General features: G+C 29.7%; 28 protein-coding genes and 1 pseudogene. 17 read left to right on the forward strand and 12 right to left on the reverse strand.

Annotation, left to right across the window (positions count from 1 at the left end; all coding sequences use genetic code 11):
- Positions 1-88: 88 nt before the first annotated feature.
- From AC2FB1_RS06715 to AC2FB1_RS06730, 4 genes and pseudogenes are all read right to left on the reverse strand, one after another.
- Positions 89-700, reverse strand: a complete 612-nt coding sequence (locus AC2FB1_RS06715; RefSeq protein WP_490674503.1) for a C39 family peptidase — start codon at positions 698-700, stop codon at positions 89-91.
- Between the two features lie 180 nt (positions 701-880).
- Complete coding sequence (tcaB, locus tag AC2FB1_RS06720; protein WP_490674504.1) at positions 881-2,077, reverse strand: putative multidrug effflux MFS transporter TcaB; 1,197 nt, start codon at positions 2,075-2,077, stop codon at positions 881-883.
- Positions 2,078-2,218: 141 nt separating this feature from the next.
- Complete coding sequence (locus AC2FB1_RS06725) at positions 2,219-2,941, reverse strand: hypothetical protein (protein WP_490674505.1); 723 nt, start codon at positions 2,939-2,941, stop codon at positions 2,219-2,221.
- Positions 2,942-2,956: 15 nt separating this feature from the next.
- A pseudogene (locus tag AC2FB1_RS06730) lies at positions 2,957-4,083 on the reverse strand (glycerate kinase).
- Between the two features lie 150 nt (positions 4,084-4,233).
- Here AC2FB1_RS06730 and AC2FB1_RS06735 point away from each other — a divergent pair.
- The 3 genes from AC2FB1_RS06735 (at position 4,234) to AC2FB1_RS06745 (ending at position 7,227) form a co-directional block, all read left to right on the forward strand.
- On the forward strand, positions 4,234-5,730 hold the full coding sequence (locus AC2FB1_RS06735; protein ID WP_490674506.1) for a hypothetical protein: 1,497 nt from the start codon (positions 4,234-4,236) through the stop codon (positions 5,728-5,730).
- Positions 5,731-5,732: 2 nt separating this feature from the next.
- Positions 5,733-6,113, forward strand: a complete 381-nt coding sequence (locus AC2FB1_RS06740) for a GtrA family protein (protein WP_490674507.1) — start codon at positions 5,733-5,735, stop codon at positions 6,111-6,113.
- 238 nt (positions 6,114-6,351) lie between these two features.
- Positions 6,352-7,227 carry a cation diffusion facilitator family transporter gene (locus AC2FB1_RS06745; RefSeq protein WP_490674508.1) on the forward strand — a complete coding sequence of 292 codons (876 nt, stop codon included), beginning with the start codon at positions 6,352-6,354 and terminating at the stop codon, positions 7,225-7,227.
- A gap of 35 nt (positions 7,228-7,262) precedes the next feature.
- On the opposite strand, the gene AC2FB1_RS06750 is transcribed toward AC2FB1_RS06745, so the two are convergent.
- On the reverse strand, positions 7,263-7,706 hold the full coding sequence (locus AC2FB1_RS06750) for an aggregation-promoting factor C-terminal-like domain-containing protein (protein WP_490674509.1): 444 nt from the start codon (positions 7,704-7,706) through the stop codon (positions 7,263-7,265).
- A 348-nt stretch (positions 7,707-8,054) separates the two neighbouring features.
- On the opposite strand from AC2FB1_RS06750, the gene AC2FB1_RS06755 reads away from it, so the two are divergent.
- Positions 8,055-8,741, forward strand: a complete 687-nt coding sequence (locus tag AC2FB1_RS06755; protein WP_490674510.1) for a 2,3-diphosphoglycerate-dependent phosphoglycerate mutase — start codon at positions 8,055-8,057, stop codon at positions 8,739-8,741.
- 169 nt (positions 8,742-8,910) lie between these two features.
- Here AC2FB1_RS06755 and AC2FB1_RS06760 read toward each other — a convergent pair whose 3' ends face one another.
- The gene (locus tag AC2FB1_RS06760; protein ID WP_490674511.1) at positions 8,911-9,009 is read right to left on the reverse strand and encodes a putative metal homeostasis protein; all 99 of its coding nucleotides are present in this window, start codon (positions 9,007-9,009) and stop codon (positions 8,911-8,913) included.
- Positions 9,010-9,100: 91 nt separating this feature from the next.
- Between AC2FB1_RS06760 and AC2FB1_RS06765 the strand changes: the two genes are divergently transcribed.
- The 4 genes from AC2FB1_RS06765 (at position 9,101) to AC2FB1_RS06780 (ending at position 12,887) form a co-directional block, all read left to right on the forward strand.
- A complete protein-coding gene (locus AC2FB1_RS06765) occupies positions 9,101-10,540 on the forward strand; it encodes an MDR family MFS transporter (protein ID WP_490674512.1) in 1,440 nt (479 codons plus the stop codon).
- 118 nt (positions 10,541-10,658) lie between these two features.
- Positions 10,659-11,459: a transporter substrate-binding domain-containing protein gene (locus tag AC2FB1_RS06770; protein WP_490674513.1), complete on the forward strand. Its 801-nt coding sequence runs from the start codon at positions 10,659-10,661 to the stop codon at positions 11,457-11,459.
- Positions 11,440-12,159: an amino acid ABC transporter permease gene (locus tag AC2FB1_RS06775; protein WP_368863564.1), complete on the forward strand. Its 720-nt coding sequence runs from the start codon at positions 11,440-11,442 to the stop codon at positions 12,157-12,159. Before AC2FB1_RS06770 ends, AC2FB1_RS06775 begins: the two co-directional genes overlap by 20 nt.
- A complete protein-coding gene (locus tag AC2FB1_RS06780) occupies positions 12,156-12,887 on the forward strand; it encodes an amino acid ABC transporter ATP-binding protein (protein WP_490674514.1) in 732 nt (243 codons plus the stop codon). The genes AC2FB1_RS06775 and AC2FB1_RS06780 overlap by 4 nt, the downstream gene beginning before the upstream one ends.
- A 102-nt stretch (positions 12,888-12,989) precedes the next feature.
- Here AC2FB1_RS06780 and AC2FB1_RS06785 read toward each other — a convergent pair whose 3' ends face one another.
- Both AC2FB1_RS06785 and AC2FB1_RS06790 read right to left on the reverse strand, forming a co-directional pair.
- Entirely contained in the window at positions 12,990-13,412 is a 423-nt protein-coding gene (locus AC2FB1_RS06785; protein WP_002448363.1) for a MaoC/PaaZ C-terminal domain-containing protein, read from the reverse strand.
- A 40-nt stretch (positions 13,413-13,452) separates the two neighbouring features.
- Positions 13,453-14,700 (reverse strand): aminoacyltransferase, encoded by a 1,248-nt coding sequence (locus AC2FB1_RS06790; RefSeq protein WP_490674515.1) that lies wholly within the window; start codon positions 14,698-14,700, stop codon positions 13,453-13,455.
- 266 nt (positions 14,701-14,966) lie between these two features.
- Between AC2FB1_RS06790 and AC2FB1_RS06795 the strand changes: the two genes are divergently transcribed.
- The 7 genes from AC2FB1_RS06795 to AC2FB1_RS06825 all read left to right on the forward strand — a co-directional run bounded on the left by AC2FB1_RS06795 (position 14,967) and on the right by AC2FB1_RS06825 (position 19,361).
- A complete protein-coding gene (locus AC2FB1_RS06795) occupies positions 14,967-15,326 on the forward strand; it encodes a DUF4467 domain-containing protein (RefSeq protein ID WP_490674516.1) in 360 nt (119 codons plus the stop codon).
- A gap of 25 nt (positions 15,327-15,351) precedes the next feature.
- Positions 15,352-15,948: a thioredoxin domain-containing protein gene (locus tag AC2FB1_RS06800; RefSeq protein ID WP_490674517.1), complete on the forward strand. Its 597-nt coding sequence runs from the start codon at positions 15,352-15,354 to the stop codon at positions 15,946-15,948.
- A gap of 283 nt (positions 15,949-16,231) precedes the next feature.
- Complete coding sequence (locus AC2FB1_RS06805; RefSeq protein ID WP_490674518.1) at positions 16,232-16,747, forward strand: YceI family protein; 516 nt, start codon at positions 16,232-16,234, stop codon at positions 16,745-16,747.
- A 111-nt stretch (positions 16,748-16,858) separates the two neighbouring features.
- Positions 16,859-17,329 (forward strand): SRPBCC family protein, encoded by a 471-nt coding sequence (locus AC2FB1_RS06810; protein WP_490674519.1) that lies wholly within the window; start codon positions 16,859-16,861, stop codon positions 17,327-17,329.
- Between the two features lie 72 nt (positions 17,330-17,401).
- A complete protein-coding gene (locus tag AC2FB1_RS06815; RefSeq protein WP_490674520.1) occupies positions 17,402-17,584 on the forward strand; it encodes a hypothetical protein in 183 nt (60 codons plus the stop codon).
- Between the two features lie 130 nt (positions 17,585-17,714).
- Complete coding sequence (locus tag AC2FB1_RS06820; protein ID WP_490674521.1) at positions 17,715-18,527, forward strand: formate/nitrite transporter family protein; 813 nt, start codon at positions 17,715-17,717, stop codon at positions 18,525-18,527.
- Between the two features lie 120 nt (positions 18,528-18,647).
- Positions 18,648-19,361 (forward strand): sirohydrochlorin chelatase, encoded by a 714-nt coding sequence (locus AC2FB1_RS06825; protein ID WP_490674522.1) that lies wholly within the window; start codon positions 18,648-18,650, stop codon positions 19,359-19,361.
- 211 nt (positions 19,362-19,572) lie between these two features.
- On the opposite strand, the gene AC2FB1_RS06830 is transcribed toward AC2FB1_RS06825, so the two are convergent.
- Both AC2FB1_RS06830 and AC2FB1_RS06835 read right to left on the reverse strand, forming a co-directional pair.
- A complete protein-coding gene (locus tag AC2FB1_RS06830; protein WP_490674523.1) occupies positions 19,573-19,989 on the reverse strand; it encodes an Hsp20 family protein in 417 nt (138 codons plus the stop codon).
- 216 nt (positions 19,990-20,205) lie between these two features.
- Positions 20,206-20,649 (reverse strand): MarR family winged helix-turn-helix transcriptional regulator, encoded by a 444-nt coding sequence (locus AC2FB1_RS06835; protein WP_490674524.1) that lies wholly within the window; start codon positions 20,647-20,649, stop codon positions 20,206-20,208.
- 282 nt (positions 20,650-20,931) lie between these two features.
- Between AC2FB1_RS06835 and AC2FB1_RS06840 the strand changes: the two genes are divergently transcribed.
- Together AC2FB1_RS06840 and AC2FB1_RS06845 are read left to right on the forward strand one after the other, a co-directional pair.
- A complete protein-coding gene (locus tag AC2FB1_RS06840; RefSeq protein WP_490674525.1) occupies positions 20,932-21,291 on the forward strand; it encodes a DUF3139 domain-containing protein in 360 nt (119 codons plus the stop codon).
- A gap of 550 nt (positions 21,292-21,841) precedes the next feature.
- Positions 21,842-23,119, forward strand: coding sequence for a cation:dicarboxylate symporter family transporter (locus AC2FB1_RS06845; RefSeq protein ID WP_490674526.1), 1,278 nt, complete (start codon positions 21,842-21,844; stop codon positions 23,117-23,119).
- A 127-nt stretch (positions 23,120-23,246) separates the two neighbouring features.
- Here AC2FB1_RS06845 and AC2FB1_RS06850 read toward each other — a convergent pair whose 3' ends face one another.
- On the reverse strand, positions 23,247-23,600 hold the full coding sequence (locus tag AC2FB1_RS06850) for a DUF4889 domain-containing protein (RefSeq protein ID WP_490674527.1): 354 nt from the start codon (positions 23,598-23,600) through the stop codon (positions 23,247-23,249).
- A gap of 175 nt (positions 23,601-23,775) precedes the next feature.
- Entirely contained in the window at positions 23,776-24,198 is a 423-nt protein-coding gene (locus AC2FB1_RS06855) for a pyridoxamine 5'-phosphate oxidase family protein (protein ID WP_490674528.1), read from the reverse strand.
- Positions 24,199-24,213 lie beyond the last annotated feature (15 nt).

Consider the following 24,213-nt stretch of genomic DNA (forward strand, 5'->3'; position numbering starts at 1 on the left):
AAAAAGACAATTTCTATATTATTTCAATAGAAATTGTCTTTTTTCACTTATTCAGAAACTTTATGTCCCAGACTCTTTCTTTTTTAATTTATGGTTTTATATAGATACATTTTTTGCCAGGTGCATTAAAGCTACGTTCCATTCTTTCTTTTTTAATTTTTATCACTTGGAATCGATTTGGTATTACTGCTGGAACAATTATTTTTCTGAAAAAGTGACTCCATAAAGGGTCAATGTAATAATAATGTGTATCATCGTACCCAATAAGTAAAGTCACATGGATGTTAGAAACCAGTTGACGCGTATGGTTATCAAATTTAAATGTTCTACGTGAGGGCTTTTGACCTAAATTCGTATGATATATAATGACGGGTTGTCCTTGATCAATCACGGTTTCTAATTCTGTTAAATCAGTTCCAGTACCATCTATGATTCGAGAATCAATAGTTTGTAAATAGGGAGCATAAGCAGTCGGGAAAATGGTTTGATGATGACCAAATTTAACAAGTAAGTGATGGCCGACGTAGCCTTTATAGGGGTTATTTGGATGAGTAGGCCAATGTTTCATAATTTCAGTAGCTTTAATGTCATGATGATTATATTGTAATAACATAGCTGCAGAAACACCCTCACAACCCATAACCATGGGGATTGGAAATAGTTGACTTTTAGGCGTAACAGATAATTTTTTTTGGTTCATTAACGTTCTCCTTTATGTCTAAATAGCCTCGTTTTAAAGTAAACTTATTATATACCTAGATGGCTATTTCGTATATGAATATGAATTACTTATCTAAAGGTGAAAGATAATTACATTTATAATGATTAGAAGTAGGACAGAATTCAGTTTGAACTCGTTGTCCTACTAAATAATATATTATTAGATATGTTGATATTTTTTAAAATATAAAAATTGAAGTAAAACGATGAGAATTGTTGTGATAACAATCACTGTGATATAAGGCATTACATTATATTGTCCTTTAAGGCCAACTAAAGGAGAAACTAAGCCACCAAGAATAAATTGGAATAAACCTAGTAAACTAGAAGCATTTCCACTTCCGCCAGTACGTTCCTCCATAGCCATTGAAAATCCTAAAGGTCCAATTGAAGTCACGGGACAGACATTTAAAAAGAAAGCGGCTAATAGAAGCCATAATGGTCCATGCATGATGAGAGTGAATACAATTAGTAGTACGCCAACAAGTTGAATGATAGTTAAATAAATTAAAATTTTAAAACGATGTATACGTTCAACAAGCAAAGTAACGATTTGACTCACAACGATGAGTCCAATACCATTGATTGCAATCATCACACTAAATTGTTGAGGTGTCATATGATATATTTTTTGAGTGATAAATGGAGAAGCAGATGAAAAACTAAATAACATGACATAAGTTAGTCCTTGCAAAAGCATTGGAATAATAAACCTTGGTCGTTTAAGTAAATGTCCAAAGTCAGAAAAGATATGTTTAAAGTTGGTAGTAGCGTGTTCAGAATGGTGTGTGGTAGGCATGTTGAACATAACACCACATAACATTGCCATGCTAATCATTGTCAGAATAATAAAAATAAATCTCCATGAACCAATTGAGAGCGATAAACCTCCAAGTAACGGCATTAAAATAGTTACTATACCATTTACAACCATTAGAGAGGCAAGAAATTTAGCTAGAGTATTTCCTTGGTAATAATCTCCTGCGAAAGCTTTAGCAATAACAATAATACCTCCGGCAGTTAATCCTTGTACTAAACGAATAAATAAAAAGATAGGAAATGTTGTAATAAATATTGCACTAAATGAAGATAAAAGGAATATACTAAGAATCATTAGAGCAATTTTTTTTCGTCCGTATATATCTGACAGAGGTCCGAATATAAATTGTCCAAGCGCTAAACCTATCATTGCAAACGATAGAGTAAGCTGTATGGTTGACGTTGATGTATTAAATTGTTGTTGAACTGCTGGTAAAGCAGGTAAATACATATCTATAATTATTGGACCAAATGCCGTCATTGTACCTAAAACGATGAGTAATAGAATCGGCAATTTAGTATGTGTTGAGTTATGCATAGTTGTACTCCTTGAAAAGATTTGCAATGTACATTATATAGGTTTTTGAGAAAATTTGTAATTTTATATAAAAAAAGCTCTAAAAAGATTGATTTAATCATTCTTTTTAAAGCTAAAATTCATCAGAATAAAGTAAGAACATTAATTATCATTACCAAGAATACTGTTCAATTTTTTCTTGATGTCATCTACTTTATTGTTGACATCATCTAATAAGGCATTCACCTTGTTTTCATTAGCGTTGTTTTGTTGTGCATTATTTGCTTCTTTTAGTTTATTCACTTGATCTTGATAAAATTGAGTTAATTTAGCATCTTCTTTAGTAACTTCATTGTTTTTTAATTTATCAATTTGAGATTGAATTTGTCTAAGACGTGATTCAGTGTCAATTTTATCTTTAATATCATTTTTCGCATCTTCAACTTGTTTTTTTATATTATCGCTTTGATTTTGAACTTCTTGTTGATAATTTTTAGATACATCATTTGTTGCATTGTAAGTGTGTTCTTTATTTGCAGATTCATTTTTATGATCAATGAAAGATTTAGTCGCAAAAATTCCAATGATTAAAAGAAGAATTGCAATAATAGCGATTAACCATCGTTTTGATTTTTTATTTTTTTCATTCTCTTCTTCAAGTAATTGTTCGCGTCTAAAATCACGATCATTATAGTATCGGTTAGCATTTTCGTCATAATCGCGCTGATTTTGACGATGATACTCTTGACGAGGCTCATTTCTTCCGTAATTTTCTTCATTTTGCCGTCTCTGTTGATGTTGTTGATATTCGCGACTTCTTTGATTGCGTTGTTGATATTGTTTATCATATTGATATGAATCTTTGTATTTTTCTGTACGTTTCATAGATTTCACCTCTTTTTAATCGTTTAACTTAATTAATCGAGCTATATTTTCGGCTGTTTGTGTTAAGAACCGTTCTCCATTCGCTAATAAATATGGAAGTTCTGATGGTGTTTCTATAATACTAAATACACTATCTATTCCATGTTGATATACAACTTGATAATTTTCCCCTAAACTACCACATATCGCAATAACAGGTAAGTCGAATTGTTTAGATGCTTTTGCTACTCCGATAGGCGTTTTACCATAAATCGTTTGTGCATCTATTTTTCCTTCTCCTGTAATAATTAAGTCAGCATCTCTGATTCTTTTAAGACAATATCGATACCGTTAGATAATGAAGCATTGAAAAAAGCAATAATACCAGCTCCTAATCCACCAGCAGCTCCAGCACCAGGTATATCTTTAACGCTAATATTACATGCTTTCTCTATCATATCATGATAATTTGTGAGTGCGGAATCCAACTTTGGTATCATCTTTTCAGTTGCTCCTTTTTGAGGCCCATAAATATATGTTGCACCGTTGTGACCTAATAATGGATTTGTAACATCACATGCAACTTCAAAGGTAACATCGTTTAATCTATGATCTAAATTTGATGCATCTATATGGTTCAGATGAGCAAGAGCACCACCACCAAGTTCAATTTCTTCATTGTTAGAATTTAGAAATTTAACGCCAAGAGCGGTCAGCATACCACTGCCACCATCATTTGTTGCGCTCCCCCCTATACCTAATATAATTTTAGTCACATTATGGTTTAGAGCGTCTTTAATTAATTCGCCAACGCCAAATGTTGTGGTAATTAAAGGGTTGCGCTCATCTGTACGAATTAAATCTAGTCCTGAAGCAGCCGCCATTTCAATAATAGCCACACGATTATCTTTAGAGCGAGCATAAGATGCAGTAATTTCTCTAAATAATGGATCATGTACTTTAACGGTATAAGCTGTTGCATCTAATGCTTCTACTAAAGCCTCAGTAGTACCTTCGCCACCATCTGCCATAGGAATAACATCTGTTTTAAGCGCATTACCGAAAATATTTTTAAATCCAAGTTCTATAGCTAATCCAGCTTGTTTAGCAGACATACTCTCTTTAAATGAATCCGGCGCAATTACAATTTTGTTTATATTCAACGAGATCACTTCCGATTAAAATTATAAATAAAAAACTAAGTTAAAATGATTTAATGTTTAAAATATAAAAAAAGTATATAATGGAATTTAATTAAATAGAATTGATTAAACACTATAATTTAACATTATTGTAGTGGAGGAGTAGTGTAAATGTCTAACTTTAAACAACACGAATTTTACATCTGGGTTATAGGTTTATTATTATTTTACGGTTACTTAGGTTTAATCATTCCCTTACATGGAATCGATTGGTTTTTTGGAAGTCATCAAGGCATAAGTGTTTTTTATAATCATTTTGATAATTTGAATGGACGTTATATTAGTAATTTAATCGAACTTGTAGCTGTGCGATCAGTGATATTACGTATGATTATGTATTCAGTAGTAGCAGTAAGTATTATTTTATTAATACTCAAATTGATACGTCAGACGTTTTCAATTCATTATCTAATGCTTGTTACTATTTTATTACTTATTATACCTAATTCAGTTTTTTCAGAGAGTTATGGAAGCTTTGGCTACTTTTTTAGTTACGTTTTTGGAATGATATGTGTACTCTATAATTTTTATTTTATAAGTAAAATTTTATTTATAAAAGATAAACTAAAAATGTACGAGGTTATTTTATTTTGGATAAGTTGTGTTAGTGGTCAATTATTTGCCGAATCATTAACTTTTTTTGCTAATTTATCTTTACTTACGACATTGATTGCTTATTTTATTTTAAAACGTAAAATTAATTTTAATTTATTAATAGGGTTCCTATTATCATTATGTGGTACATTAATAATGTTGCTTAACCAGACGTATATTAATTATTTGAGTGATATACAAGCAATGAGAACACATATTGATGACTTAGGTTATTTTCATAAATTAAGAGTTACAATTTTAAATAATCTTCCACGCTATATGTTTTTTAATAATATTGTCATAGTGTCTATGATTGCAATTATTATGATGAGTTTACTTATAAAAAATACTCGCTTTCAAACATATCCTAAAATTAGACAAATCATATTAATGATTGGTATTCTCGCGTTACCTATATATAAGATATTTATTTTTGAACCGTTTAATTTTAATCAAACAACATTGATTACAAGTTATGGTCTTATTAATTTCTTGTTATGTTTTAGCTTTTTTGTAAGTATAAGTATTTCTAGTTTTATTATTGTTACAGATAACTACTATCGTATTATTTTAATAGCTGCATTTATTTCTATCATTTTAAGTGCGATACCTATCTTTTTTATCTCAGAGGTGACGTCTCAACAATTTCTTATTGTATATGTAATGTGGTGTGTAATATTCATCGTGTTAGATACTGAATTACATATTTTAAAACAAAGCTATGATAATATTCTTAAAATTTGTGTAGGATTTTTATTATTTTTATTTATTGCTATTTTTACGGATGTGCATTTTAAGTATGAAACCAGATTAAATAATATTCAAACTCAAGTCCATCATCATAAAAATGAAATTGTTGTAAAACATTTGCCATTTGAGACATATTTTTATGAAATGACGCCAACTGAAGAAATCGCAATAGAAAATTTCAAAGAGTACTATCAAATTTCGAATAATAAAAAACTTAAAATATTGCCGTTTGATATTAATGTAATAGAAGACAGAGGAGATTAACTATGAAGTTAAAACAAACGCACTATGAAATTATCAAATTTATCATAGTGGGTGGGATTAATACACTTGACTATTATTTAGTGTATCTCATTTTATTAAAATTATTACACGTCCATTATATGGTGAGTCATATTATTGGATTTATAGTAAGTTTTATTATTTCTTATTATTTAAATTGTTATTTCGTTTATAGAGTTAAGCCAACCCTTAAGAAATTTTTAAGTTTTCCATTAACACAAGTAGTAAATATGGGGATGCAATCTTTGTTTTTATATATATTTGTAAGATGGTTTCATTTCCCTTCGGAAATTGCACCATTTGTAGGACTGATTGTGACAATTCCAATAACATTTATACTTTCTAAGTGGATTTTAAAAGACTAAAATGAATACAATCTAAGATGAGCTATGAAGAACTTGATGATGCTAGATGACTTCATAGCTCTTTTTATAATTATAAAAAGAAGTGAAATGTGACTTGATTTTTACATCACTGAATTAGGTTAGACTAAAAAAATAATTAGCTTAATTTTATAAAAATGATAGAAATAAAAAAATATTGTAATTCAATTTTTGATAGTACATACTATTAATACTAAGTATTTAAGGTGGTTAACAGACAATGGGCCAAAGCGACAATCTTAAATTGGCACAAAGAGGCGCTTATTTAAGTTTAGTGGTTTACATTATTTTATCTATTGCTAAATATATAACTGGGTATGTATACGATTCAGCAGCTGTAAGAGCAGATGCATTGAACAATATGACTGATATTGTTGTATCTATCGCTGTTATTGTTGGATTAAAGATTTCAATAAAACCTGCAGATAAAAATCATCCGTATGGTCATTTGAAGTCTGAAAACATTTCAACACTTCTTGTGTCATTCATTATTATGTTTGTAGGTATACAAGTAGTGATTGAAAATGCACCTCGAATTTTGACAAATGAGCAGCATATTCCAAGTTTTATTACGATTATTATTAGTATAATTAGTGGTGTCATAATGATTGGCGTTTATGCTATTAATCATAGGCTCGCTAAGAAAACAAATAGCAGTTCGTTAGATTCGGCATCAAAAGATAATTTATCTGATGGTTTGGTCAGTATGGGTACGGCTATTGGATTATTATTTACACAATTTGGTCTACCTATTATTGATGTTATCCTTGCCACTGTATTAGGTTTTTTAATTATATATACTGGCTTTGGAATATTTAAAGACTCTATTTTTGCATTGAGTGATGGATTTAAGGAACAAGATTTAGAAGAATATCGAAGTCTTGTTCAAGAAGTTACAGATGTAAGAGAAGTAAAGAATGTAAAAGGACGTTATCACGGCAGTAGCATTTTTTTAGATGTAACGATTGTAGTTGATGCAAATTTATCATTACAAGAAGCGCATGATATTTGCGACAGAGTAGAAACACATTTGCATAATAATGGAATATCCTCTGTATATGTTCACCCAGAACCCAATACATTAGATGAGAAATAAAAAAAGAGCGAACTCCTGCTCTTTTTTTATTCGATTTACCACCAACCATTTGATTCTCTAAAACTTATCGCTGCTTCAATTGATCCATAACGTGCTTTTGCATATTGAATCATGCCTTTAGTTTGGGTTTCCACTGATCCATACCCCCATGATTGGTTAGTTTGGCCTAATCCATGGTATTGACCATTTGATGCATTAGGGTTACCGCCAGATTCAGGAAGTACAATTTTCTCCCACATTTTTTCTGTGCCTCCAGCAGCTAAGAAACGTTGATATACTGATTGTGTACTACTTGAAGTACTAAGAGTTGTCGTGTTTGAACTTGATGTATTTAAATTAGATGTATGACTTTGAGGATATTGGTATTGATGTTGTTGAGAAGGGGAAGGTGATACCTTTTCTGCGTGTGCCTGACCACTTTCTACTCCAGCGGCACCTAATGAGAGCATTGTCATTAATGCAAAGATTGATTTTTTCATGATAAAAAACTCCTTTGTGATTTGGATATTAATGTTCGAATTAAAACATTGCATCCCAATAAATCTAGATGTTGACTACGGTATGTTCACTATAACAGTTCATTTAATGACATAGGTTACTGTCATATCAAGAATAATTATCAAATATGAACACGAAGTAACAAATATCTCAACTTTTTATCATATATTCCAAATTAAATGATAAGTAGTCTTATTATGAAAAAAAGTGAAATAGTTCTATAATAATGATGTAAAGATAAATAGATATTAAATTAAATAATGAGGAAAGTATTTATAATTAAATCGTTATATTCATTAACTTTCTATTAATCTAAGGAGTGTTATATTATGCCAAAATTAATTTTATGTCGACATGGACAAAGTGAATGGAATGCGAAAAACTTATTTACCGGTTGGGAAGATGTTCAACTGTCAGAACAAGGAAGAAATGAAGCCATCACTTCAGGTAAAAAATTAAAAGAAAACAAAATTGAAATTGATGTTGCTTATACTTCTTTATTAACAAGAGCATTAGAAACAACTCAATATTTATTAGCTGAATCCGATCAAGAATGGATTCCCGTTCATAAAAGTTGGCGCCTGAACGAACGACACTACGGAAAATTACAAGGATTAAATAAAGATGATGCCCGTAAGGAATTTGGTGAAGAACAAGTTCATCAATGGAGACGTTCTTATGATGTATTACCGCCAGCACAAACTGAAGAACAACGTCAATCTTATTTAAACGATCGTCGCTATCGTCATTTAGATTATCGTATGATGCCTTACTCTGAAAGTTTAAAAACAACATTAGAGCGTGTAATTCCAATTTGGACTGATCATATTTCACAACATTTATTAGATGGGGATACTGTACTTGTAGCTGCACATGGTAACTCTATTCGAGCATTAATTAAATATTTAGAAGATGTATCAGATGAAGATATTATTGGTTATGAAATTAAAACTGGCGCACCGTTAATTTATGAATTAGATGATGATTTAAAAGTGACTAATCATTATTATTTATAAAAACGTGAGCAAGAATTTTTATTTATTGTAATATAGTAGATAGAATAAAAGGCTAAAGCATTAAAGAAGTGCTTTAGTCTTTTATTTATGTAGTGGAGTAAGATTGTTTATAAAAAATAGTGAATATCTTTAAAATAAGTTGTATTTAAAAATAGTTAAACTGTTTTAACTAACATCGATATTGCTTAATAATCTTTAATGCACGTTTACGAGTTTTAATATTAGGACTTTTTAAGTTACGACGTGCAGTTTGTAAATCTTGTTTCATAAATATTCCTCCTTTTTTAGAGTAAAGGAAAAGATGATTTATGTAGATAGTAATAATTACGATTTAAAAAACAGAATAAGGAGATGGTGACATGTCACATAGTAAAAAGTTAATTATGATTTTCACTATGCTATTAGGTGGCTTTTTTGGATTATTAAATGAAACATTGTTGACCACAGCATTACCGAGAATAATGAAAGACTTTCATATCGAATATTCTCAAGTACAATGGCTCACAACAGCCTTTTTACTTACAAATGGAGTAGTTATTCCATTATCTGCATTTATTATTCAACGTTATACAACAAGACAGGTATTCTTAACTGGCATTATTATATTCTTTCTAGGAACTTTACTAGGAGGATTTAGCCCAAATTTCACTACTTTATTAATTGCAAGAATTATCCAAGCATTAGGTTCTGGTATTATGATGCCACTAATGATGACGACTATATTAGATATATTTGAACCGCATGAACGTGGAAAATATATGGGGATGTTTGGATTAGTGATTGGTTTAGCACCAGCGATTGGACCTACATTATCTGGATATTTGGTTGAATACATTAATTGGAGAGCATTATTTTATGTTGTAGCTCCAATTTCAGCAGTGACCTTTATACTTGCTTTAATTTTCATTAAAAATGTTGGAGTAAAAGTAAAAGCGCCTATTGACATGCTATCTATTATTTTATCTATTATCGGATTCGGTGGCTTGTTATACGGAGTAAGTTCTATTTCTCAAAGAGGATGGAATGATTCAATCGTACTGAGCACTATTATTTTGGGCGTTATTTTTGTAGTTTTATTTATTTGGAGACAAGAAAAACTTGAAACTCCTCTACTCAGTTTTAAAGTATTTAAAAATAGTCAATTTACGGTTGGTATTGCTATTATGGCTGTAACAATGATTTCGATGATTGGATCTGAAACGGTATTACCGATGTTTGTACAAAATGTGTTGCAACGTACGCCTGTTGATTCTGGTTTGATATTGTTACCCGGGGCAATTGTAATGGCAATCATGTCTATCATATCTGGGCGTTTATATGAAACTTTCGGAGCGCGATTACTTTCAATGATAGGTATGCTTATTGTAACGATTACGACGTCCTATTTTGTAGTAATGGATGAGCATACGTCAACGATTGTTTTAGCAACTATTTATGTGATTCGTATGATAGGTATTGCTTTGGGGTTAATGCCTGTAATGACGCATACAATGAATCAACTAACTCCAGAATTAAATGCTCATGGATCTTCAATGACAAATACGATTCAACAAGTAGCGGGCTCTATTGGTACAGCTGGTTTAGTAACAATTTTAAGTGTAGCAAGTCAGCATTTTAAACCGACACTAAGTGATTATCAAGGAATGGATAAAACAGAGATGATGAAACACATTCAAACAGACGCAATGATACATGGTTATCATTCTGGCTTTTTATTTGCAGTGATGATCACAGTTGTTAGTTTATTATTAACTTTTTTACTTAAACGAAAAAAAGATTTAAATGAAGAAAGTCATTAACCTCATATCTAAACAGTCTATTTTATTTAATAGTTTAAATAGTTATTGACTATTCATAGTGATGAGATTAGAATTAATTTATTCTGACTAATTTAATAGGAATATGGAGGAGTTATTAATGAAAAGACTTTTATTTGTAGCTTTGACACTTATTTTTGTATTAGCCGCATGCGGTAATAGTGGTTCATCTGACAAAAATAGTGATTCAAAATCAAGTAGTAGTAATAGTGATAAAAAAACATTACGTGTAGGAACTGAAGGGACTTATGCACCTTTTACTTTCCACAACAAAAAAGATCAGTTAACTGGTTATGATATTGATGTAATTAAAGCTGTTGCGAAAGAAGAAGGATATAAACTTAAATTTAATGAAACATCTTGGGATTCAATGTTTGCTGGTTTAGATGCAAAACGTTTTGATGTCATTGCAAACCAAGTGGGTATTAATAAAGAAAGAAAAGAAAAATATAAATTCTCTAACCCTTACACTTATTCAAGTGGCGTCTTAGTTGTTCGTGATGATGAGCAGAATATTAAATCATTTGATGATGTTAAAGGTAAAAAATTAGCGCAAACATTTACTTCTAACTATGGAAAACTTGCTAAAGACAAAGGTGCTAACATCACTAAAGTAGATGGTTTCAACCAGTCTATCGATTTATTATTATCTAAACGTGTGGATGGTACTTTTAATGATAGCTTATCTTATTTAGATTATAAAAAACAAAAACCTAATGCTAAAATTAAAGCAATCAAAGGTGATGCAGAACAAAATAAATCAGCATTTGCATTCTCTAAAAGTGTCGATGATAAAGTTGTTTCTGATTTCAACGACGGTCTGAAAAAACTTAAAGAGAATGGTGAACTAGCAAAAATTGGTAAGAAATGGTTCGGTGAAAATGTTTCTGAGCCTAAATAGCCAACAACAACACGCATTAGATGCAGCAACTCAAGCATTTGGACCCATGTTGGAAGGTTTAGTGAAATATTCTATTCCAATTACAATTGTGACGTTTATTTTAGGTTTGATTATCGCTTTGTTTACGGCGTTAATGCGTATTTCGTCTAGTAAAGTATTAAGAGGAATTGCACGTGTATATGTATCTATTATTCGTGGCACACCAATGATTGTACAACTCTTTATTATCTTTTATGGTATTCCAGAACTTGGACGCCTAATTACTGGAAATGCGGACGAACAATGGACATTGTCTTCTGTTGTTTCAGCGATTATTGGATTGTCTTTAAATGTAGGTGCATATGCATCTGAAATTATCCGTGGTGGTATTATTTCTATTCCAAAAGGCCAGACAGAAGCGGCATACTCTATTGGAATGAATTATCGTCAAACTATTCAACGTATTATTTTATCTCAAGCAATTCGTGTTTCAGTCCCAGCTTTAGGTAACACATTCTTAGGATTAATTAAAGATACATCATTACTAGGATTTATCTTAGTAGCTGAAATGTTCCGTAAAGCGCAGGAAGTTGCTTCTACAACATACGAGTACTTTACAATTTATATTCTCGTAGCTGTGATGTATTGGGTTGTTTGTTTTATTATTTCAGTCATCCAAGGCTTCTATGAATCATATATTGAAAGAGGGTATAAGGCATGATTGAGTTATCCAATATTCATAAATCTTTTAATGATAAAGAAGTGATTAAAGGTATTGATTTGAATGTAAAAAAAGGTGAAGTCGTCACATTAATTGGTCGTTCCGGTTCGGGTAAGACTACATTATTGCGTATGATTAATGCGTTAGAGATTCCGACTGAAGGCAACGTTACTGTGAATGATAAAACGTATACTGCTAAAGATAAGAAATCTCAAATTGAAGTACGTAAACAATCAGGGATGGTATTCCAAAGTTATAATCTTTTTCCACATAAAACGGCTTTAGAAAATGTGATGGAAGGTTTAGTAACTGTAAAGAAAATGAGTAAATCAGAAGCTAGAAATAGAGCATTAGGTTTACTTGAAAAAGTAGGTTTGACACATGTTAAAGATCAACGTCCTCATGCACTCTCTGGAGGTCAACAACAACGTGTGGCGATTGCGAGAGCTTTAGCGATGAATCCTAAAGTGATGTTATTTGATGAACCTACATCTGCACTTGACCCTGAACTTGTAAATGATGTGTTGAAGGTTATTAAAGAATTAGCAAATGAAGGCATGACTATGGTGATAGTTACTCATGCAATGCGTTTTGCAAAAGAAGTATCTAATAAAGTTGTATTTATTCATGACGGTGAAATTGGTGAAGAAGGTTCTCCTGAAGAATTATTTAATCACCCTAAAACTGATGAATTAAGACGTTTTTTAAATGTAATTAATGAAAATTAAAAAAGAATCGTCGTTTGAGATGTTTCATCTTGAACGACGATTCTTTTTATTGAATAATGATGTCTTTCTTTATATAAATAGATTTTAGAAATGGTTATATTTTTAAACTGATAGTAAAACAGTAAGCTCAAATTGAAGTACTTTATTCTCATATTGATTAAATGTCATAATTTCAACGGTTAAACTACCAAATTGTTTTTTCAATTTTTTATCTAAAACTTTAACTTTTACATATAAGTTATCATTTGGATAGACAGGTTTAATAAAGGTTACATTATTTAAATGAGTCCCTGCTATGATGTCTTCTTCATATTTATTTTCTTCAATCCAAAGTTTAAAAGAAAGAGAAAGGGTATGCATGCCTGATGCTATAATCCCTTTATACATTCCTTGACCTGCTTTTTTCTTATCTAGATGCATATATTGCGGGTCAAATTGATGAGCAAACTCTAATATTTCTTTCTCAGTTATTTTGTAATGTTTACTAATGAATGTATCTCCTATAGAAAACATACTATATTTCATAGTTACATGCCTACCTTAAAGTATACGTATGATGCAATGATTATCTTCTATTTTTAATCCATTGTTGAGTATGATAAAGAACAGGTTTAATTGGCTTAATGAAATCACCAATATATTCATAAACACCAGCATTAAAGCCTTTTTTAAACTGTTGGACACCATAATCTTCAGCATTTTCACTAAAGTCTCCAGTAATACCATAGAAGTTGTAACGGTCAATGTTATGCTCTTTAGCAAATTTAATCATTTCCCATTGTAAACGATAGGCCCCCATATATTCATTATATTTTGGGTTAGAACCACTAGATAGATAATATACTTCATGTTCATTATAGATATATAACGCAGCTGCTAGATTTAATACTTCACCTTCTGCTGCAATTTTATCTTTTGTTTGGTTTATTTTACGTTCATTGCTATCAAATTGTTGTTGAAGTTGATTGCGTTTATTTTTGTTCTTTTTAGAGTTAGGACTTTCTTTTAAAGCTTCTTCAATTTCAGTAAGTTGTTTTGTTAAATCCTCATGTTTATGTTGTAGAGTAGACAAATAATCTTTTAAATCGATATAAGCTAATTTTAGCATGGCATGATCTTTATATGTTTTTTGCATTTCATAGAAATAAGGCTCATCTCTAAATTTAAATCCATGTTTTTCTTCAGCCATTTGGAACAGTTCAAAGAAAGTGTGTGTGTCTTCCATAGGTAATGTTTTAACTTTTACGCCCATTTCATACGTCTTTTTTATATTACGACGTGTTTGATAGTCCATTTCTTTTAGTAATTGATCCTCTGTTTTATCTTTAAGATCAAGGACGGATAACCAACGAATTTGACTCATTGTACTATAACCTACAGACCAGCCCTGATGTTTGTATCCTAAGTCTTCAAGGGTCTTAATTACAGCACGGTTATCATAACTTTCTAAGATTTCTCCATCTGCATTACGTAAATTTTCTAAAATATATGGATCAACTAATACAAATAAGCAATTTTGTTTTTTTAGATATTCTGTTAGTGATTTGAAAAAGAAGTGAACGAGTTTGATATTGCTATAATCCATGACTGGCCCACGATGAGTGTAAAAATATTTATAAAATTTTAGTGCACGTGCTTCTGTCATTAATGTTGCAGCAATAACTTTTCCATTATCATCTTTAACACCTACAACATGTACATCATGTTTCATTGCATTTCTATTTTCAAAATGTATTCGAGATTGTGTATAGTGAGAAAAATGTTCTGATGTGAATTTTTCAAATTCTTCAGGTGCTAAACTTACAAATTTCATGTTTATCTACTCCTCTGTGTTTTTAAGAATTCTAGACTATTTTATCAAATTAGTTACATTATTACACACATTTAGTTATTTAATTTACTAATACTTTAGTATTAGATAATAATTATTTTTTAATAAATATAATTATAAAACAGAAAATATAATATTTTTTAATAGTCTGATTTATATTGGAAAACCACTGTATGATAATCAGTATATGCATAGTATAATAGTAAGAGTTATATAAGGCTTGATTAGAAAATTAGGAGTGAATATGTTTGAAGAGATTGATTTTAATATTAAGTGTATGTGTCGTATTGCTAGCAAGCTGCGGTAATGATAAGTATGCTAATGAAATAGATAAAGCTGTAAAACTACAAGATAAAAAACAAGAACAACTTGCTAAAAATGAACAAGGTGATGTCGTAAAACATTTCGATAAAAAAGATGCCAATATTTATGTATATGAAAAAGGTAAATATGTAGTACTGGGTTATAAACCATTAAAAAATAATGATGAAATGCACTATTATACATATCAATTCAAAGGTCAAAAGGCATCATATGTAGAACATTTCGATACAAAACAATATATTAGTACACACGATTCAGATTACAAAGAAGAAAATCTTAATTAAGCTGAAATAAATTGAAGGAGCATATATGAAGAAAATAATTTTCCTTGGAGTAGCGATCATTTGTTTGATAGTGATTGTCGTCGCTTGCTCTCAAAATAAAAAAGAAAAAATGCCAGCTCATACTAAAAATGGGAAAATTTTAATTGTAGAATACGGAGATTACAAATGTCCTTATTGCAAAAAAGTCGAAGATAATGTAATGCCAACAATTAAAAAAGATTACATTGATACGAACAAAGTAGAATATCAGTTCATTAATGCCAGTTTTTTAGGTAAAGATTCACTAAAAGGTTCAAGAGCAGGAATTGCTGTTCAAGCAATCGCACCAAAAGAGTATTTGACCTTCCAAAAAAGCATGTATGATCGACAAAAAGATGAAAAAAAGCATTGGATTACTGAATCATTACTTGATAACGAAATCGATCAATTAGATATTTCTCAAAAGCAGAAAGACAAAATAAAAAAAGAATATAAAACAAAAAATAGTGATGCTTGGAAGGAAGCTGAAAAACAAAAGCAATTAACAAAAGACAATAATATAAAATCAGTTCCTGCCATTTTTATTAATGGTAAAAAAGTAGAAGACCCATATAAAATTAAAGAATGGAAAAAATATCTATAACATAATATAAAGAATCTAACTTAAAATGAATTAAATGTTAAGTTAGATTTTTTTATGTATTGGTGGATTTAATAAAACAAAAGTTCTATAAAAGAATCATTATTTTTATAAAAAAAGGGAATAAAGATAGAGAAGTCAGAACTAGCTTAGTCGAATCATTTTAACTAAGTCGTTTAACTTGAATTAAATGCTTTGTATATTTATTATACTAAGTACAATAAATATATTTCTAAAAGCGATTTATTATATTGTATTTTATTATTTCATTATTGGAGGTAAAACAATGGCTAACTTTAATTTAGATCCAGTGCATTCTGGCGTGAATTTCTCAATACAACACCTTGTAATTAGTAATGTAAAAGGACGTTTTAATGATTTCACAGCAGATATTACAGGTGACTTTCATGATTTAAGTTCTTTAAAAGGGACTTTCACTGTTCAAGCGAATTCTATAGATACTAAAGTCGAAGATCGTGATAATCATCTTAAAAGTGAAGATTTCTTAAACGTTGAACAATATCCTGAAATTAAATTTGAAATTATTAGTGTTGATGACCATTCAGTTACTGGTAATTTAACAATGAAAGGCCAAACACAAGAAGAAACATTTAATTTAGACTATAAAGGGATAAGTTTAAATCCACTTAATAATAAAAATACAGCTGGTTTAGTTATTACTGGTGAACTTGATCGTGAAAAATATGGTGTTACATTTAACCAACCATTAGAAACTGGTGGTTTCTTATTAGGCAAAACATTAAATGTGGAATTCGATTTAGAATTTCCTATTGAAGAATAATAAAGTTAAAAAACAGGCAAAGTTCTAACTTTGCCTGTTTTTTTACTGTCTTAAAATATAATAGTTGCTAAACTATAGGAATTACTATTTTAAAAATTAGGAGAGATAACGATGTCAATTGAAGTAAAGGAAAATAAAATTATTTTTAGTAGAACATTTAAAGCATCTATAAATGATGTGTTTGATGCATACACAAATCCATCATTATTTGAACAATGGTTTCATCCTCAAGGTGCAAAGACAAAAGTTTATCGTTTTAATGTAAAAGAAGGTGGAGAGGCATTCTTTGCGATAGAAACACCAGAACAGACAAGCTACACGCTAACTGAATATCAAAAAGTGGATCGTCCGAACTATCTCGAATATCTTGACTACTTTGCTACACCTGAAGGACAAAAAGATACACGTCTACCTGGTATGCATATTTCTATCAATTTTAAATCGGACAATAAGCAAACGACTACTGTTACATCTACTTCAATGTTTCCAACTAAAGAAGCAGCCCAACAAGCAGTAGATATGGGAGTAGAAGTAGGTATGAATTCTACATTAGATCAATTAGAAAAATTACTAAATGAATAAATCGTCACGAGGTCGTCAAATTTAAATTGAATTTTTAAGTTATAATAATGTTGAAAAGAGGATGATATAGTTATGAAAGAAAGATATTTAAAAGTGCTTGGATTGTTTTCAATCAGTACTTTAATTCCAACATTATTAATTAATTCAAAGTGTTTAAATAATGGCGTTATGAAGTATGTTTTAAGAACTGCATTAGGCTATGGTATTTTTGCTTCAGGCTTACGTTATTTTTCAAAATTAAAAAAAGCACATTAATATTATGATAAGAACAAGATATGGGAAATAACCATTCATATCTTGTTCTTTTTTAATTTCCTCTATTCAGAGCGCACTTCACTATATATAATATAAAATTATAAATATATTGAAGAGAGGGAATATGGAAGTGACGCACAAAACTATTGAAGATACGTATGCTACAAAAGACAATATTAAAGCAGCTGTAGGACAAGTTCGAATGAAAGAAGTTATGGCAACTCAAACCCCTGGTCGATATTTATTAAAGTCAATGATGTCAGGATTTTTACTAGCTATAGTTACAGTATTTATGTTAGCAATCAAAACACAGTTTGCAGGAACGAATGAAGGACTTGTTAATTTATTAGGAGCGATGTCTTTTAGTTTAGCCTTAGTTCTCATTGTTTTAACTCATTCAGAATTACTTACTAGTAATTTTATGTATTTAACTGTTGGATGGTATTACAAAGTAATTGCAGTTAAAAAAATGTTATATATATTCTTATTTTGCTTTATTGGAAACATTATAGGTGGATTCATTCTATTCTTATTAATGAAGGGGACACATGTGATGACACCTGAAATGGTTGCAAGTTTAAGTAAAACAGTACATTTAAAAACGGTAGAATCAACTTGGTTAAGCATTCTTATCAAAGGTGTATTCTGTAACTTTTTTATTAATATAGGTATTTATGTATCAATGCTTTTTAAAGAAGGTTTAACACGTGCATTTTTCATTGCTGTTGGTGTTGTAGTATTTGTATTTATGGGGTATGAACACGTAGTATTTAATGCTGGGTTATATGCAGGAATGATTTTCTATAATAGTGATGCATTATCTTGGATAGATGTGCTGAAAAATATTGTATTTGCTTTTATAGGTAACTATATTGGTGGGGGTATTTTTGTAGGATTGGTATACGCTTATCTAAATGGAAGACGCAATGATATTATTGAATAAAAAAGCAAAAGACTGGAATATCATAAAGATGTTTCAGTTTTTTATATGAAAAGTAGTTGACTTAATATTCAGAAAATCTTATCATTTTAATCAACATTAACGTAGCAAGGGGGAAATAATGTGGTTGCCAATATTTTAGTAGCTCATGGAATGAGAAAAGGAAATCAAAATAAAGCACTCGGTGAATTTATAGATAGTTTATTAAAAGATGAAACTTACACTTATGAGCTTGCCTTTATTGAAAGTGAAGAAAAAAGCGTTGAAAATACAATTAAGCGTTTAATAGAAAAAGGAGAAACACAATTTAAAGTTGTCCCTTTACTTATATTTTCAGCCATGCATTACATCGTAGATATTCCAGAAATGTTAAAAAATATTAAGCAAGTATATCCTAATATATCATATGAAATTAGTGCACCTTTAGGTACGCATCCCTATATGGTAGATTTAGTTGAACAACGTATTAATGACGTTGATATGAAAGAAGATTCAAATGTAGCAGTTGTATTGATTGCACATGGTAGCTTTTCATATACTAAAGCACATGATGAATTAAAAGAATTTAGTACTAAGTTAAAGCAAGATAAGCCTATTTATTGTCGTACATTATATGGAGATATTACGTTTAAAAACGATTTAGACCAACTTTCAAAACAATATCGTTATCTTATTGTAGTTCCGATGTTTTTATATGATGGACGTTTAGTTAATAAAGTTAAAGGTCTTATTTCCAAAATGGATATACAAAATGAACTCCACATTACACCTTCAATTAATTTTGATCCTATTTTAAAAACCATCATTCGAGAACGATTAAAAGAATTAATAGTATAGTAAATATTTCTTAGAGTGTTTATAAAAAAATGTGTACAAAAATAGATTTATATTAGTTTTTTAGAATATTTAAAATTTATTTTACTAACTGTTTTTGGAATACTTGCTATTATTACAGTAGATTATCTTTGTAAAACAGAATATGCAAATTATAGTAACAAAACCCTTGAGCCAATCATGTGACTCAAGGGCTTGCTATTATATTGTATCGTTATTCAACTGTAATTGTAGTACCTTCGTCTTCTTCAGTGATATTCTTAGGTAAAATCACCACTAAAACACCATCTTCATAGCTTGCTTTGATTTGATCTTTGTTAATATCTTCGAACTCAAAACGTCTTACTAATTCTCCACTTGAGCGTTCATTTAATTGAACACTACCAGTTTGTTCAGATACTTGTTTAATTACTTTAATCGTTAAAGTAGCGTGTTCATACTTAAGATGAATGTCTTGTTTCTTTACACCGGGCAACTCGGCTTCTAATATATATTGATTTTTTTGACTGTAAATATTTGTGGGAAAACTTTTATTTGAAAATTGATTAAAAACTTGTTCACCTAAATCACGAAATAAATCTCTTGGATTATTTTTAAAAATGGCTTGATCAAAAAATTCTCTATTATTCATATATACTCTCCTTTTCAGAGTGATAAGTCATAAAATAAAATGAAATTTTACAATATCATTATATAAATAGAGAAACTTTACGTAAAGTAAAAGCATTTTGAAAAAATAAAAAGTAAAAATGAGGAAAAACATGACAAAGGCGTCGAATATTATGTATAAGTGAATTAAAAAAGAAAGAAGGTACATTAATTATTTAGCATTTGTCATGTTTCATAACTATTCAGTCTCAGGACCGAAATTTGTTGAAATAATATGTCTTAAGCTTTTAGAAAGATTATCCGCATCATCATCAGAAATTTCAAAATCATTAAAAACTTGTTCAGAAATTTTTTCCAGTACAGGTTTAATTTCTTTACCATGTTGAGTTAATGAAATTTGTAAATTACGCTCATCTTCTTTTTCGCGCATACGCTGTACGTAGCCTTTTTTCTCTAACTTTTTCAAGAGAGGTGTTAAAGTTCCAGAATCTAAGAAGATACGCTGACCAAGGGATTTGATATTTATTTTTTCATCATTTTCAATAGCCATAAGAACCATAAAACTTGTGTATGTTAAATCTTGATCTTTTAAATAGTGAGTATATTTTTTTATCACTTCTTTTGAAGTAACATAAAGTAAAAAACATAATTGTTTACTTAGGTAACTGCCCTTTACATACATATTTTACCCCTCCTCAACTTATTTAAAGATATTATGAACACTACCTATTGTCAAGGTCATTACCAACGTATTATATAAGTTTTTTAATAAATTTAAAAATAAATTTAAGTAAGACTACATATAAGTTTTGAATGTTGATTTATTATAAATGATAAATTAAATTATTAGTAGATTTTGTTACAAAAAAGATGTATCACTTTAAAAAAGTTATTATTTCAGTCATAATTATTTAAATGATAAAAGAAGCGATTTTATTGAGTAAGATGATGAAGGAGTGCTCTGATGAGTAAGAAGCAAAAAATTATTAGAATTATTATTATATTAGCTATTTCTCTTGTATTAGCTATTGCGTTCTTCTTTGGAACGAAAGCGTATCAAGGGCATAAAAATGTGCAGCTTGTTGATAATTATATAGAACAAAAACATTTGAAAGATAAATTTAAATCAGAAAAGACATTATATAGTGCTAAAAGAGGCGTCTATTATAAACAAGTAGTGTTTAAAGACGAACCTAATTTAACATATATCATTCAACCAATCGGTACACGTAAAGGCATTTTTGTTGAGGGATTTGATACGGAAACTAAAAAAAGTATTAAAGGTGCAAAACATAACTACTTTAATCAAAACTTCAAACCTTAATGTATGTGAAGAAACATAGTTATAAATAGATGAATTAAAGTTGTGGACACGGCTATAAAAATAATAAATGATAGACTAGAAATGATAATTTAATGAAGTTTCTAGTCGTTTTTTCATTTTATAGTGATTAGTAATTGAATACGTCTTTGTTAAATTTGATAAATATTTTATAAGCAGAGTTAAAAAAGTGAGGGCTTAGACTATGATAGTAAATGTTATAAGTTGGATATTTACTTTTATCATATTAGTTATTATAGGATCTTTAATTAGTAAAATTAAAAATAGGTATAAAAAATAATATCTATATTCTTTGATACTATAAATGTAGTAGTTATATTAAGACTGTATAAAAAGAATAGAGTAAAAGAATCTTTACTACATCTCAACGACAGAGAGGCTAACCCGCATGGATTAGTCTTTTTTATGCGAAAGTTTCATATTTCATTTAACTAAATGAAATATGTACATTATTTAATAGTTTGAAAAATATATACCCCAATTTTGAATAATTTGATATAATTAAGCGATGTCAGATGAAGGGGGTTTCAACGTGACTCTGTTCAAGAGAAAAGTTAGCCTGCCGATGCAAGTGTTAATTGCATTAGTGTTAGGTGTAGTTATTGGTTTATTATTATTTGGTCAAACAGGTGTTGCTAATTATATTAAACCTTTCGGTGACGTTTTCTTAAATTTAATTAAAATGATCATCATTCCAATTGTATTCTGTTCACTTGCTTTATCTATTTCGAATTTAGGGGATTCGAAGAAAATAGGAAGTTATGGATGGAAATCAATTCTATATTTTGAAATTATTACAACTATCGCTATTGGTTTAGGTTTAATAATTGGTAATATTTTTAAACCAGGTGTGGGGCTAGATCCTGCTAAATTACCAAAAGGCGACATTACTAAATATCAATCAACTGCGTCTGCCGCGGAACAATCTACATACGGTAATCATTTTATTGATACAATTGTAAATATTGTACCAACTAATATTTTTGAAGCTTTAACTAAAGGTGAGTTATTACCCATTATCTTCTTTGCAATATTCTTTGGTTTAGGATTAGCCGCAATTGGAGATAAAGCTGAACCAGTTAAAGGATTTTTAAATGGTACATTAGAAGCCGTATTTTGGATGATTAATAAAATCTTAAAATTAGCACCAATTGGTGTATTTGCATTTATTTGTACAACAGTAATGACATTTGGTGCTTCAGCTTTAATTCCACTAGCAAAACTTGTACTTGTTGTCGTGTTTGCAATGATTTTCTTCATTATTGTCGTTTTAGGTATTGTAGCGAGAATTTGTGGCATTAGTATTTTCTCAATTATTAAAATACTTAAAGATGAATTATTACTTGCGTTTTCTACTTCTAGTTCGGAAGCAGTATTACCGGTAATGATGAGCAAAATGGAAAAATTTGGTGCACCAAAAGAAGTCACTTCTTTTGTTATACCTATTGGTTATTCATTTAATTTAGACGGATCAGCGTTATATCAATCGATAGCTGCATTATTTGTTGCACAAATGTATGGTATTCACTTATCATTATCTGAGCAAATTATTTTAATGATAACATTAATGGTTGCTTCAAAAGGTATGGCAGGTGTACCTGGAGTCTCTATCGTAGTGTTATTGACCACATTAGGAGCAATGGGTTTACCAGCTCAAGGTCTTGCGTTAATTATCGGTGTAGATCGCTTATTAGATATGGTTCGTACATGCGTAAACGTTGTCGGTAATGCATTGTCTACAGTAGTTATCTCTAAATGGGAACGTGTCTACGATAAAGAAAAAGGAAAGAAATATCTAGAATCAATTTAAAAAATAAATCTGACATTTTTAGCGTCGCTTACATAAGCGATGCTTTTTTAGTTAGAAAAAAGAAAGCGAGATAGCATATTCGAAATGAATATGATCTCGCTCTCTATACTTATTGACTATTAAAATACTACATGCCTTTCATATCATGCATCTCATGAATTTTCATCATGAGTCCATGTGGTACATCATCGTGACTTACTTTAGACACTCTAGAAAATGAATTTGAGCCTTTTTCTTTTACTAAAAATACAAAATCACCTTTTGTTACTTTTACTTCAGTGTCAGATGGTAATTTAACATTTTTTTCTACTTTTTCTGTTTGCTCATTTACCATTTTATCGATAGTGTGACTATCTTTCATATAACCATAGTATGTTTCTTTTTGATGACCATTTAGCATTACAATAATTAAGATAATGCTAACGATTAACATAATTGCAATTAAAGCAATCCCTAATCCCAAACCTTTTCTATTCTTCATTAAGATTCTCCTCAAATATGTTAATTTATTTATACAAAAAATAGAATTAAATTGCAATAAAAATTTTGTGAAAATCAATTGTACTTTAAGTTGCACAAATGACGTAGGAATAATTAAAAAGAGTAGGACAGAATTTATCATAATGTCTGTCCTACTCCATTATTAAAACGTAACACTAAAGTTCAATAGTTACTGGTGTATCAATATCATCATCATTCATTAAAGTGATAGTTTTTGGATTTACTTTTAACACACATAAATTAGGATCTTCTTTTGAATCGAAGAATGTTTTATCTTGTGTTTCCCATAACCAATCAATGACTTTCTGATCTTCCACAATTTCAATATTTGCTTCTATTTCAACAAAACTATTATTTGTTGTTTCATTATATCCTAGTAAAATATATGCTTCTGAATTACTTTGAATTTCTTTTACTTTAGAGCTTTTGTTGCTTGTTTTTGTATATAAATGTAATCCATCATTATAGAAAACCATATATCTACTGTTAGGTTTATTATTATATGAAGTTGATAATACGCCAACTTTAGAAGTGTTTAAAACTTTTTCAATTGCTTGAGTCGCTTGTTGTTTATCCAAACTAATCATCTCCTT

The sequence above is a fragment of the Staphylococcus sp. CoH_129_LAB_1 genome (assembly GCF_058191515.1).

Excerpts from the sequence above, each read along its gene's own strand:
- AC2FB1_RS06715 (WP_490674503.1), bottom strand. The coding sequence starts at position 700 with ATGAACCAAAAAAAATTATCTGTTACGCCTAAAAGTCAACTATTTCCA.
- tcaB (WP_490674504.1), bottom strand. The coding sequence starts at position 2,077 with ATGCATAACTCAACACATACTAAATTGCCGATTCTATTACTCATCGTT.
- AC2FB1_RS06725 (WP_490674505.1), bottom strand. The coding sequence starts at position 2,941 with ATGAAACGTACAGAAAAATACAAAGATTCATATCAATATGATAAACAA.
- AC2FB1_RS06735 (WP_490674506.1), top strand. The coding sequence starts at position 4,234 with ATGTCTAACTTTAAACAACACGAATTTTACATCTGGGTTATAGGTTTA.
- AC2FB1_RS06740 (WP_490674507.1), top strand. The coding sequence starts at position 5,733 with ATGAAGTTAAAACAAACGCACTATGAAATTATCAAATTTATCATAGTG.
- AC2FB1_RS06745 (WP_490674508.1), top strand. The coding sequence starts at position 6,352 with ATGGGCCAAAGCGACAATCTTAAATTGGCACAAAGAGGCGCTTATTTA.
- AC2FB1_RS06750 (WP_490674509.1), bottom strand. The coding sequence starts at position 7,706 with ATGAAAAAATCAATCTTTGCATTAATGACAATGCTCTCATTAGGTGCC.
- AC2FB1_RS06755 (WP_490674510.1), top strand. The coding sequence starts at position 8,055 with ATGCCAAAATTAATTTTATGTCGACATGGACAAAGTGAATGGAATGCG.
- AC2FB1_RS06760 (WP_490674511.1), bottom strand. The coding sequence starts at position 9,009 with ATGAAACAAGATTTACAAACTGCACGTCGTAACTTAAAAAGTCCTAAT.
- AC2FB1_RS06765 (WP_490674512.1), top strand. The coding sequence starts at position 9,101 with ATGTCACATAGTAAAAAGTTAATTATGATTTTCACTATGCTATTAGGT.
- AC2FB1_RS06770 (WP_490674513.1), top strand. The coding sequence starts at position 10,659 with ATGAAAAGACTTTTATTTGTAGCTTTGACACTTATTTTTGTATTAGCC.
- AC2FB1_RS06775 (WP_368863564.1), top strand. The coding sequence starts at position 11,440 with ATGTTTCTGAGCCTAAATAGCCAACAACAACACGCATTAGATGCAGCA.
- AC2FB1_RS06780 (WP_490674514.1), top strand. The coding sequence starts at position 12,156 with ATGATTGAGTTATCCAATATTCATAAATCTTTTAATGATAAAGAAGTG.
- AC2FB1_RS06785 (WP_002448363.1), bottom strand. The coding sequence starts at position 13,412 with ATGAAATATAGTATGTTTTCTATAGGAGATACATTCATTAGTAAACAT.
- AC2FB1_RS06790 (WP_490674515.1), bottom strand. The coding sequence starts at position 14,700 with ATGAAATTTGTAAGTTTAGCACCTGAAGAATTTGAAAAATTCACATCA.
- AC2FB1_RS06800 (WP_490674517.1), top strand. The coding sequence starts at position 15,352 with ATGAAGAAAATAATTTTCCTTGGAGTAGCGATCATTTGTTTGATAGTG.
- AC2FB1_RS06805 (WP_490674518.1), top strand. The coding sequence starts at position 16,232 with ATGGCTAACTTTAATTTAGATCCAGTGCATTCTGGCGTGAATTTCTCA.
- AC2FB1_RS06810 (WP_490674519.1), top strand. The coding sequence starts at position 16,859 with ATGTCAATTGAAGTAAAGGAAAATAAAATTATTTTTAGTAGAACATTT.
- AC2FB1_RS06815 (WP_490674520.1), top strand. The coding sequence starts at position 17,402 with ATGAAAGAAAGATATTTAAAAGTGCTTGGATTGTTTTCAATCAGTACT.
- AC2FB1_RS06830 (WP_490674523.1), bottom strand. The coding sequence starts at position 19,989 with ATGAATAATAGAGAATTTTTTGATCAAGCCATTTTTAAAAATAATCCA.
- AC2FB1_RS06835 (WP_490674524.1), bottom strand. The coding sequence starts at position 20,649 with ATGTATGTAAAGGGCAGTTACCTAAGTAAACAATTATGTTTTTTACTT.
- AC2FB1_RS06840 (WP_490674525.1), top strand. The coding sequence starts at position 20,932 with ATGAGTAAGAAGCAAAAAATTATTAGAATTATTATTATATTAGCTATT.
- AC2FB1_RS06850 (WP_490674527.1), bottom strand. The coding sequence starts at position 23,600 with ATGAAGAATAGAAAAGGTTTGGGATTAGGGATTGCTTTAATTGCAATT.